The sequence below is a fragment of the Thermostichus sp. MS-CIW-37 genome (assembly GCF_054060065.1).
On sequence record NZ_JBSSCV010000026.1, the window covers coordinates 1 to 11,294 of the forward strand.

The 11,294-nt window shown below is 59.2% G+C and carries 9 protein-coding genes and 1 CRISPR repeat array (1 of these 10 running past the window's edge); of the genes, 5 read left to right on the forward strand and 4 right to left on the reverse strand.

The features are described from left to right. Window positions 1–90: 90 nt before the first annotated feature. The 4 genes from ACVWYZ_RS11255 to psbU form a co-directional block, all read right to left on the reverse strand. Entirely contained in the window at window positions 91–678 is a 588-nt protein-coding gene (locus ACVWYZ_RS11255) for a CPBP family intramembrane glutamic endopeptidase (RefSeq protein ID WP_457467108.1), read from the reverse strand. A gap of 139 nt (window positions 679–817) precedes the next feature. Next, window positions 818–1,903, reverse strand: a complete 1,086-nt coding sequence (csaB, locus tag ACVWYZ_RS11260; protein ID WP_457467109.1) for a polysaccharide pyruvyl transferase CsaB — start codon at window positions 1,901–1,903, stop codon at window positions 818–820. 77 nt (window positions 1,904–1,980) lie between these two features. Further along, a complete protein-coding gene (locus tag ACVWYZ_RS11265; RefSeq protein ID WP_457467110.1) occupies window positions 1,981–2,898 on the reverse strand; it encodes an Rpn family recombination-promoting nuclease/putative transposase in 918 nt (305 codons plus the stop codon). 73 nt (window positions 2,899–2,971) lie between these two features. Then, window positions 2,972–3,340, reverse strand: coding sequence for a photosystem II complex extrinsic protein PsbU (gene psbU / locus ACVWYZ_RS11270; protein WP_041436072.1), 369 nt, complete (start codon window positions 3,338–3,340; stop codon window positions 2,972–2,974). A 193-nt stretch (window positions 3,341–3,533) separates the two neighbouring features. Here psbU and gcvP point away from each other — a divergent pair, with 193 nt between their 5' ends. The 5 genes from gcvP to ACVWYZ_RS11295 all read left to right on the forward strand — a co-directional run bounded on the left by gcvP (window position 3,534) and on the right by ACVWYZ_RS11295 (window position 9,965). Continuing rightward, entirely contained in the window at window positions 3,534–6,500 is a 2,967-nt protein-coding gene (gene gcvP / locus ACVWYZ_RS11275; protein ID WP_457467111.1) for an aminomethyl-transferring glycine dehydrogenase, read from the forward strand. A gap of 141 nt (window positions 6,501–6,641) precedes the next feature. Further along, entirely contained in the window at window positions 6,642–7,205 is a 564-nt protein-coding gene (locus ACVWYZ_RS11280) for a hypothetical protein (protein WP_457467112.1), read from the forward strand. A 2-nt stretch (window positions 7,206–7,207) separates the two neighbouring features. Next, a complete protein-coding gene (locus tag ACVWYZ_RS11285; protein ID WP_414381621.1) occupies window positions 7,208–7,645 on the forward strand; it encodes an SRPBCC family protein in 438 nt (145 codons plus the stop codon). A gap of 37 nt (window positions 7,646–7,682) precedes the next feature. Continuing rightward, window positions 7,683–8,264 carry a peroxiredoxin family protein gene (locus ACVWYZ_RS11290; RefSeq protein WP_414332206.1) on the forward strand — a complete coding sequence of 194 codons (582 nt, stop codon included), beginning with the start codon at window positions 7,683–7,685 and terminating at the stop codon, window positions 8,262–8,264. A gap of 45 nt (window positions 8,265–8,309) precedes the next feature. Further along, the gene (locus tag ACVWYZ_RS11295) at window positions 8,310–9,965 is read left to right on the forward strand and encodes an ABC1 kinase family protein (RefSeq protein ID WP_011431813.1); all 1,656 of its coding nucleotides are present in this window, start codon (window positions 8,310–8,312) and stop codon (window positions 9,963–9,965) included. Window positions 9,966–10,243: 278 nt separating this feature from the next. After that, a CRISPR array of direct repeats spans window positions 10,244–11,294; the repeat unit is 36 nt; unit sequence GTTCCCCCTTCGGGGGGATCCCTAGAAATTGGAAAC (it continues 481 nt past the right edge of the window).

An 11,294-nucleotide genomic window follows, 5' to 3' on the forward strand; every position in this document is an offset into this window, starting at 1 on the left:
TGGCTTGCCAACTGCAGGGCTACCGTTCGCGCCAGCGGGCCGGAGGCCTTAAGCCCGCCCTGTACTGCGAAGCAGTCAGGGTCGGGTAGTTTACGGCTCCGCTTGAGAGAAAAAGCATTTCCAGGCACAAACCCCAATCCAGTTGACAAGGGTGTGGGCGACAATGGTGACCAACAGGTTTCCCGACAGCCACAAGCCAATCCCCATGAGGATGCCGACCCCACCGGCCCAGACGGCATAGGGCCAGCCCTGCCATCCCAGCCAATGCAAGGCGCCAAACAAGAGGCCGCTCAGCAGGATCCCGCCTGTCCACCCCAAGGGGCTGGCCACCAGAGCTGACAGCAGCACACCGCGAAACAGCCATTCCTCGCTCCAGCCCGGCAGCAGGCCCACCCAAAGGATATCTCCCCACCGCAAGGGATCCGCCACCCAGTGTAAATAGGCAGTGGCTGCCCGACGATAAGCCGGCCAGAACCGGTAAACCCCGCCGCTGAGCAGAGCCACCCCTAGCCCCAGCCCCGTTCCCCACGCCAAGGCCAGGGGATCCCAGCGAAACGGCACGGGAAAGGAGGATCCCAGCCCGATCCAGAGACCCACAATGAGAGCCGAAAACAGGGTGGTGATGCCCATCCCGTTTAAGATCTGTTCGCGCGTGCAGGGCTGGGTCTGGGAAGTCATGGAGGGGGATCCCTGTACTTTAACCCTATTTTTTAGGGTAGAGCGGATCTCGAAAACAACGGCTACCGAAATCCGCACTGGCATTCGGAAACAGAGCTACAGGGGCAGCAGCTTCTGCTGCGATCTTCACGGAACCTCATCAATCCCACCTCAGGTGCTGTTTTAGCAACTGGCCGTGCTGAGTCGATTGCTCCACCCAAACCGCAACTTGATCAGGACTGAGAGCCGAACCCTCTGAGTAGCAAGCCAACCAGGCTCGGTGCAGGGCTTCAGGATCGGTGGGTATCTCCTGCACATCCCAGCCGGGCATGCCCAATTCCCGAAGCAGTGTTTTCACTTTGGGATCGTAGCTGAGACCAAAACAGGCGCAGCCCTCTGCCGCCGCCATCACCAAACCGTGGTAGCGCATGGTGATCGCCAGCCTGACGCCCCGAAAGACTCCTTTCAACAAACAGGGATCCCGAATTTCCAGCACTTGGCTGTGGTGGGGCAGGCGCTGCTGAAGCTGCTGAGCCAAGCGGTAGTCTGGCCCAAGGTCAGGGGATCCGGGAGGGGCTAGCTGGAAGGGCACGAAGAGAAGATGTGCTCCCGTGGAAGCCTGGAGACGCTGTAAACCCTGGCTCAAAGCTTCTAGACAGGCTCCGGTCAGTTGCGGATGGGGACGCAAGACCACAGCAATACGGGGCTGAGGCCACATTTCCCATTCCGGCAAGGTTTTGGACGGTAAATCCCAGACGGGATCCGAAGCTACCTGGTGAGGGATCCCCCACTCTTGCAGCCATTGGGAGGCAACTCCATCCCGCACACTAATGGCCGTGCAACCTGCCAGAGACCGGCGGGCCAGTGCACGAATCCACCCTCGCTGCAGCGGCCCGATCCCTTGGGCCCAGGCAACGGTTCTTAGCCCCCATCGCTGGGCTAGGCCCATTACCCCCAGGTAGTAGAGAGGGCTGCGCCAACTGGTGCGATCCTGCAGCAGGCCACCTCCACCCCAGATGAAAGCCTGGGCCTCCTGGAGACAGCGCCGTAAAGCCAAACTGTTGAAGCGCGGATAGGCCAGCACCCCATAGGTGGCAGCCGTTTCGGCAGGGCGACGGGAGAGCACCACCGGCTGTACGGGGCTGGGCAACTGCTCTAGCTCTCGTAAGAGAGCCAGCAACAACGCCTCATCGCCGGCATTGCCGTAGCCGTAGTAGCCACAGATCAAAACCTGTGGCCGTTTCATCGAGTCCATCTGAGTAACAGGGATCCTAACTCACCCACAGAGTCCTGTGAGGTTGGAAAAGGCCGCGACGGCAAACCCTAGTTGGATGATGACTCCCTGAGCCATTGGATCAAATCGGCCAGGGTTTGGAAGTCCAACAGCGCTTCCGCCAAAGCCTCCAGTTGCTCGGTAGGTAAGAGGCGGATGGTTTCAGACAGGTCTTCCGGCAAAGATCCCAGCTTGCGCCGCAGTTGACTCAGAGTCAGTCGAGCTGCTTCTTGCTGCAGACCTTGCTGCAGACCCTGTTGCAGACCTTGCTGCAGACCCTGTTGCAGACCTTGCTCTAGACCTTGTTTCAGGCCCTCCTCTCGCCCTTCTTTGAGGGCTTCTGCTCGCCACATCTGATAGATGGTCGATTCCCGCACAGCCAGACCTCCCAGAACCCTGCTGATTTCCTCTGACGTCCATGTTAATCCTGCCAAAACAGCAGTGGCCGCTTTCACCTCTTGCCGTAGCTTTGGATCCTCTATCTCTGCTATTGCTCTGGCCACTTGGCGGAGTCGCGGCTCCGGGTTTTCCGGATCTGCCAACACGGCTAAAGGCAGGAGTCCTGGATATTGAGATAGCACCTCCGGATCTTGTTCCCACAGGCGCAAGACCTCAAAGCGATGAGAAAGGGATCCCCGTTGAAAAGAGGTTTGGTACGCCCGTTCTGACTGGGTTTTTCTCAGGTAGATGACAATCTGCCGCACCTCCTGGTCGGGATAGCGACGGAACAGGCGCAGGCAGTAGTCGGCCATGCGCAAGGGAATGTCGGGATCCGGGTCGGTTTGAAACTCCAGATGCAAAATTAAGTTTTGGGCCCGCAGCAGGATAAGAGAGTCCGCTCGGATGGGCTCGGTGGACAGCTCCGTTGGCTGGAGCTGAGCCAAGGAAACAGGGGATCCCAGTAGCCACCGGACAAAAGACTCGGGGAACCATTCCACCAAGTACTTGCAGACGTTATCGTAGGCCACAGGATCCCTTTCCCAAAAAGCCGCAGAGAGGCAAAACGACCAGCCCCTTCTCCCGAGGGTCTCTCTGCCGAGATCAGCCGTAGTACCCTTGGTTGATGCGGTTTTCCAGTTGGTTAGCCCCTTCCTGATACTCGCCAAACACGAAGTTCTCGGCGTTGGCTTTGATCAAGGCCTTTTGCTGCTCCGTCAAACCGGAGATCTGCAACATATCTTCCAGGCTCTTGTAGGGGGCATTTTTCACCAGGATGCGAGCTAGGGTGGGATAGAAGCCGGGCAGTTGGCGGTAGTTGCGCAAGATGGTGTTGTTCACGTCAATCGGAGTGTCCAAGTGCTTTACCGGGGGAAGCTCTGCAGCCCTGGCCACAACAGGGATCCCCAAAGGAGCGAAGCACAGACAGAGCACTAACACCACACGAACCAAGATGGACAGCAGCCAGCGCATAGCATCACTTCTCCAAGCAGAATCCAAAAGGCTCATCTGTATAGGTTGCTAACATTCTCCGACCATCTAGTGTCTCATCCCCTCTACCCCGAATCGAAGGCCAAGACAGGATTTGGATCCCGACAGAAACAATTTTTAACAACTATGATCAGGAGACAGTCTTTCTTGCTCTCCCTTTCTCGGCTATCGCACCATGTCCGACTTGGCCCTTCTCCACTCGACTCGACTTGACCCCCCAAGCCGGGATCCATCTCCAGGGATCCCACAACCCACGCCTTCTCCGGAGCTGGAGTTGCTGGGGCAGACCGAACTCTTTCTCAGGCGGCACATTGGGCCGGATGCCCGGCAAATTGGGCAGATGTTGCAAGTGTTGGAGCTGAGTTCGCTGCAGGAGCTGGTGGAGAAGGCGGTGCCGCCGGCCATTCGCAGCAGCCAGCCTTTGCAATTGGGATCCCCTTGCCCTGAGCAGCAGGTGTTGGCGGAACTGCAGGCAATGGCGGCCCAGAACCAGGTGTGGCGCTCCTTTTTGGGCATGGGCTATTCCAACACCCTGACGCCACCGGTGATTCAGCGCAACATCCTGGAAAACCCTGCCTGGTACACCCCCTACACCCCCTACCAAGCTGAGATTGCCCAGGGACGGTTGGAAGCCCTGCTCAACTTCCAGACGATGGTGATCGACCTGACGGGGATGGAGATCGCCAATGCTTCCCTGCTGGACGAAGCCACGGCAGCCGCAGAAGCCATGGCTCTTGCCTACACCTTGGCAGGCAGGGGATCCCCAGTTTTCTGGGTGGATCGGGGCTGTCATCCCCAGACGATTGCCGTGGTACAGACGCGGGCAGAGCCCTTGGGGATCCAGGTGCGCATAGCCGATCCAACAGAACTCTCCCTGGAAAAGGGCTTTGGATTACTCCTGCAGTATCCCAGCACCTATGGGGAAATCCGGGATTACCGGCAGTTGGTGGAGCAGGCTCACCAGAAGGGGATGGTGGTGACGGTGGCTGCCGACCTGCTCAGCTTAACCCTATTGCAACCCCCAGGAGAGTGGGGAGCGGACATCGTGGTGGGATCCACCCAGCGCTTCGGCGTGCCTTTGGGCTATGGCGGCCCCCATGCGGCTTACTTCGCCACCCGCGAGGCCCACAAGCGGCTGCTGCCAGGACGGCTGGTGGGGATTTCTCAGGATGCTCAAGGCAAGCCAGCCCTGCGCTTGGCGTTGCAGACCCGCGAGCAGCACATCCGGCGGGACAAGGCCACCAGCAACATCTGCACTGCCCAGGTGCTTTTGGCGGTGATGGCTTCTATGTATGCCGTCTACCACGGCCCCCGCGGCTTGCGACACATAGCCGAGCGCATCCACCGCCAGGCCCATCACTTGGCCACTGGGATCTGCCAGTTGGGTTATGAGGTGGGGCCCGAGCATTTCTTCGATACCTTCTGGGTCAAGGTAGCTTCTCCAGAGCAGGTGCAGGCGATCCAGGCCGGCGCTGCCCAGCGACAGATCAACCTACGCCAGATCGATGACCAGACGCTGGGGATCAGCTTGGATGAGGCCACCACCACTCAGGATCTGCGGGATCTGTGGGAGATCTTCGCCGGAACCCTTCCCCGCAGCGGAACGGAGTCCTTACCGCCAGCTTGGGATCCCGACAGCCCAGAGCTGGACTTGGGCCAGAGCCTGCCGCCCCAGCTCCTGCGCACCACCCCCTACCTCACCCATCCGGTCTTTAACCGTTACCACTCGGAAACTGAGCTGCTGCGCTATATCCACCGCCTGCAAAGCCGGGATCTGGCTCTCACCCATTCCATGATCCCCTTGGGCTCTTGCACCATGAAGCTGAACGCCACGGTGGAGATGATGCCGGTCACCTGGCCGGAGTTTGCCCAGCTCCATCCTTTTGTGCCCCTGGAGCAGGCCCGTGGCTATCAAGCCCTTTTTGCCCAGTTGGAAAAGATGCTGGCGGAGATCACCGGCTTTGCCGGAGTTTCTCTGCAGCCCAATGCCGGATCTCAGGGGGAATATGCCGGCCTGTTGGCTATCCGCCGCTACCACCAAGCCAGAGGGGAAAGCCGGCGGCAGGTGTGCTTGATCCCCACCTCGGCCCACGGAACCAACCCGGCCAGCGCCGTGATGGCGGGGATGCAGGTGGTGAGCGTAGCTTGTGATGAAGCCGGCAATATCGACATTGAGGATTTGCAGGCCAAGGTGGAGCAGCACGGGGAGCGGCTGGCCGCCTTGATGATCACCTACCCTTCTACCCACGGTGTGTTTGAGGAAGGGATCCGCCAGATCTGCCAGATCGTCCACGAGGCGGGGGGACAGGTGTACATGGATGGGGCCAACCTCAACGCCCAGGTGGGCCTCTGCCGTCCTGCCGAGCTGGGGGCGGATGTATGTCATCTCAACCTGCACAAGACCTTCTGCATTCCCCACGGGGGGGGTGGGCCGGGGGTAGGGCCCATTGCCGTGGCCCCTCACCTTGTGCCCTATTTGCCTGGCCATCCTGTTTTGCCCGGCTGTAACGGCCCCGTCAGCGCTGCCCCGTGGGGCAGTGCCAGCATTTTGCCCATCTCCTGGGCCTACATTCGCCTTATGGGATCCGCCGGCCTCACCCTGGCCAGCCAAGTGGCCATTCTCAACGCCAACTACATCGCCAAGCGGCTGGATCCCTACTACCCAGTGCTCTACAAGGGGCCGGGGGGATGGGTAGCCCACGAGTGCATTTTGGATTTGCGCCCCCTGAAAAAAAGCGCTGGCATCGAGGTGGAAGATGTGGCCAAGCGCCTGATGGACTATGGCTTCCACGCCCCCACCATCTCCTGGCCGGTGCCGGGGACAATGATGGTGGAGCCCACCGAGAGCGAATCTCTGGAGGAGCTGGATCGCTTCTGCGAGGCGATGATTGCCATCCGCCAGGAGATTGCCGCCATTGAGCGAGGCGAGATGGATCCGGTGCGCAATCCCCTCAAGCTGGCCCCCCACACCGCCGAGGTGGTGGCTGCCGACCACTGGGATCGCCCCTATCCTCGCTCGCTGGCCGCCTACCCGCTCCCTTGGGTCAAGGCCCACAAGTTCTGGCCCAGCGTCAGCCGCATCGACAACGCCTACGGGGATCGCCACCTGGTGTGCAGTTGTCAGCCCTGGCTCGACGAATGATGGCTGCTCTGGAACTTGGCCCAGAAAGGGAGATTGGTTGTATCCAAAGGCGGGATCCGCTATAACCAGTCAGGGATCCCTGGCCAACGGATGAGAAAAAATCCCCGTCTTGAGCGGTTCACGTCAGTGGGGCCAAGTTCTTTGCCTATTCTTACTCGGCTAACCCTGGGGCTGTTGGCGGGATCCCTCGTGGCCTGCCGCAAGATGCCTGATCCGGTTGCTCAAGAAGTGGATCAGGATCCCGTGCGGCGTCACATCGGCAAAGATGGCACGCACTTTGAGGCTTCCCTAGGAGATGCCCGCGCCCTTCCCCCTCAGTTTCCCCCTCACTTGCAGTTGCCCAACGCTTCCATCATCTCTTCGGGACAGATTCGGGATCGAGAGGGGGGCCTTGCTTCCCTGATCTTGCAGACCTCTCAGCCTCTGGAGGCGATTGCCGCCTACTATCGCCGCACCCTGTGGGGCCGGGGCTGGGACATCCTCTCGGACATCGAGCAGGCCAATGGGATCCGCACCTTGGTGTTCGAGTCTCCCCCCCACCCCAAAAAGCCTCTCCAACAGGCGGTGGTGCAAGTGGGATCCCCCCGTCGCGGGCCGGATCAGGTGGAATATCGCGATATCTTGATTTTGCTGAGCACCGTATCCCCCTCTGCCCCAGCAGAAGACCTCTCTGCGGCCAAGCTCGCTCCCCCAACTTTCCCCTGAGGATGCCCATCTATACCCAGTCGATTCAGATTGCGGCCAGCGTGGCCCAGGTGGATCGCTGCCTCACCGACCTGGAGTTGATGAAGCGCTGGCTCAACCCGCTGTTGGGCTGTGAGGCGGTGGGATCCCCTCTGGCGGAATTGGGCAGCCGCTACCGCTTTTTCCTTCGCCTGCCGTTTGTATCCCCCAGCTTGGATTGCGTGATTACAGAGCGGGCAGAAGGCTTGGTGCAGTGGCAGTTTAAGGGATTTTTTGAAGGAACCGACCGCTGGGAATGCCATCCCCAGCCGGGGGGTACCCTTCTAGTCAATTGCTTCAACTTCCGCATCCCCAGTCCCTGGGTGGCGGCAGGGTTTTACCTGTTGGCAGCAGGGCCGACCCAGCAGGATATGCGGGCCCAGCTCCGACGGCTGAAGGCGGTGGCCGAGGCTTTGGGTTAGGCTGGTGGCAAGTAGTAAAGAAACGTAAAAAACTGCAATGACCAGCAACAGCGGACTGTTTAACCGTCGCTTTGCCGACAACTTCATCCCCCAACCAGCCAACACTTCTCTGGAAATCGGCCAGATTGCCCCCGATTTTGAGCTGCCGCGCGTGCAAGGGGATCCCGTGCGGCTATCGGACTACCGCGGCCAAAAGCCGGTGGTTCTGGCTTTTACTCGTATCTTCACCGAAAAGCTTTTTTGCCCTTTTTGCTACCCCCACATCCAAGAGCTGAAAGCCCGCTACAGGGAGATCCAAGCTCTGGGGGCGGAGCTGCTGATGGTCACCAGCACTGATCCGGTTCAAAGCCAGCAGATTCAAGCAGACCTGCAGCTGCCTTACCCGCTGCTGGTGGATCCCGAGTGCAAAACCTTCCGCCTCTATGGGGTTGGCCAAGCTTTGGGAGCACCCCTGCCGGCCCAGTTCGTTGTGGATCGGGAGGGCAAACTGCGCTTCAAGCATGTTTTCTCCTTTGCCCAGCCCAATGCCGATACCGATGAGGTGCTGCGGGTGTTGCGGGAGGGGCTGCAAACCGGCTGGGATGGAACCCGTAGGGTGGCCCCTATCCCCTTTTTCTAGGGATCGGGCTTCTCTGCCATTGGACTTCCAGGGAGAGAGACTGCGATGTTTGCCCGTCTGGCCCAGAGTGGGGCGCGTCAGGCCGAGATCCTGGAGGTGGTTTTGCGCCACGGTTGGGACTACATGCGCCGCTTGCTCTCTTTTGGCAAGGCTGGGGAACCCCAACTGCCCCCCCCAATGGTGCTGCGCAACATTTTGGTGGATCTGGGGCCGGTCTATGTCAAGCTGGGCCAACTGCTGAGCACCCGTCCGGACCTGTTGCCGCGAGAGTACATCGAGGCCCTCAGCACTCTGCAGGCCGACGTACCTCCTGTTCCCTGGAATGCGGTGGAGATCCTGCTGCGGCAGCAGTTGCGGCAGCCGTTGGAGCAGGTGTTCAGCAGCCTGGACACAGAGTCGGTTGCGGCGGGATCCATTGCCCAGGTCCATCGGGCTTGTCTGGTCAGCGGCGAGTGGGTGGCCCTCAAGATCCAGCGGCCCGGGCTGGAGGCGGTGGTGGAGCGGGATACGCGGCTAATCCGGGGCATTGCCGAGCTGGTGGCGCAAACGGAGTTCGGCAGGTTGGCAGATGTGGTGGCCTTGGCGGATGAGTTCTGCCGGGCCATTCAAGCAGAGCTGGACTTTACCCAAGAGGCCCGCCACACCGAGCAGCTCCGCCAACAGTTGCAAAGGGGGCGTTGGTTTGATCCGGCCCAACTGGTGGTGCCGCGCATCCATTGGCCTCTCACTACGCCAAAGGTGTTGACGCTGGAGTGGATCGAGGGCCGGCCCCTGTTGGAGGCGGATCGCAGCGACGCGGATCCAGAAAACATCGCCCGCCTCTTGACCCGCGCTTTTTTCCAGCAGATCTGCATTGATGGCTATTTCCACGCCGATCCCCACCCCGGCAACCTCTTTTACTTGGGATCCGGTCGCGTAGCCCTGCTGGATTGCGGCATGATTGGGCGGCTGGATCCGCGCACGCAGCAGATTCTGCTGGAGCTGATGCTGGCCATTGTCAGCCTCGATGCCCAGCGCTGTGCCGAATTGACCCTGGAGTTGGCCCTGCCGGAAAGATCCGCGGCCCGCTCGCGGGATCAGACTGTCAGCTTGGCCCAGCTCCAAAGCGACTACGAGCGTCTGCTGCGCCAGTACTACGCCCTGAGCATTGCGGAGCTCAACTTCAGCCAGCTCTTTTCTGAGATCCTGCAGGCGGCCCGGCGCAACCAGATCCGCATTCCCGGCAATTTGGGCCTCTGTGCCAAGGCGCTGGCCAATTTGGAAGGGATCGCCCGCCAGCTCACCCCCGACTACAACCTGCCGGAGCAGCTTCGCCCCCTGATGGCGGATGTGTTTCGGGCGCAATTGCTGGGGGAAGCCCCTCTGCCTTCGCTGCTGCGCACGGCTTTGGATTTGAAAAATCTCTCTCTGCAATCGCCGCGCCAGATGGAGCTGCTGCTCAGCCGCATCACCTCGGAAACCCAGCGCTGGAACTTGACCATCCAAGAGCTGGACGGGATCCGCAGCAGCCTGGATCAGTCGGCCAACCGCCTTTCCTACAGCATTGTGGTCGGCTCTCTAATCGTCGGGGCCGCCATCATCTCGGCTCAGACGCAGCGCTTCCAGGTCTTTTGGCTGAGCGAACTCCTCTTCGGCGCGGCCAGCCTGTTGGGGCTGTGGCTTGTCATCAGCATCCTGCGCTCCGGTCGCCTGCGCGGCTAGATTGGCTGAGGTTGGCTCATCAGTGGACTCAGGGCCCTACTGCCCTTGTCTGGATCTCGATGTTTCCAAAAGAACACCAAAACGGTATCAACGCCTCCGCGAGCGATCCGCCAAAAGCCGCAAAGGCCGATTCTTTCGTTCGATCCCTCGACGCCTTGCGCCACAAGGCTTTCCGGCCCCAAAACCCCCTCGCCAAAACTCTTTTTGCCGACTTTTTTCCGGATCCCTCGCAAATGGGCCTTGCATTCCTTGCCCTGCTTGGGTTTAATAGGGGTGGAGTTCCCCCTTCGGGGGGATCCCTAGAAATTGGAAACGTAATATACTCCTGGAAATCCGAAAAGTTAAACTGAAGTTCCCCCTTCGGGGGGATCCCTAGAAATTGGAAACTTCAGTATTCCCTGCCTTAGGAGGTTTGTATGACCAAGTTCCCCCTTCGGGGGGATCCCTAGAAATTGGAAACTTCTTAGGCTTTCAGCAGAGCTCCGCCCTTCCCTGCCCCCCGTGTTCCCCCTTCGGGGGGATCCCTAGAAATTGGAAACTCGTCCATAGAAAAGTTTCGGGTGGAGATTACACTGTTCCCCCTTCGGGGGGATCCCTAGAAATTGGAAACAATTCTGGCCACACGAGGCAAAAAGTGAATATCTAGTTCCCCCTTCGGGGGGATCCCTAGAAATTGGAAACTTGGCCTTGATGAGGCTTTCAGCTTGACGCTTCATGTGTTCCCCCTTCGGGGGGATCCCTAGAAATTGGAAACTCGAGGAGGGTTACGCAGACATCGTAATTCAATACCTCTGTTCCCCCTTCGGGGGGATCCCTAGAAATTGGAAACATTTCCTTGGGAGTATGATAGTACTTCCTTTTACTTTCCGTTCCCCCTTCGGGGGGATCCCTAGAAATTGGAAACAATATCTTTAGCTAATTGATATAACAATTCTTTACTAGGAACTGTTATAAAGTTCCCCCTTCGGGGGGATCCCTAGAAATTGGAAACTTGACAGTGTAGCCATTCCTGTCTTTGTTCCAGATGTTCCCCCTTCGGGGGGATCCCTAGAAATTGGAAACAAGAAAAATAATGGTTGGTTAGGTAGATTAAATGGGATTGTTCCCCCTTCGGGGGGATCCCTAGAAATTGGAAACTCGATTGGTCTGAAGTAGACCACCCGCTCGTAAATGGTTCCCCCTTCGGGGGGATCCCTAGAAATTGGAAACCAAATTTAGGCCAACCTGGAGCTAGCTCGGAAAAATAACGGAAGTTCCCCCTTCGGGGGGATCCCTAGAAATTGGAAACACTCCGCCAGGTTCAGCTCATCTAAACTCAATAAAGGGTTC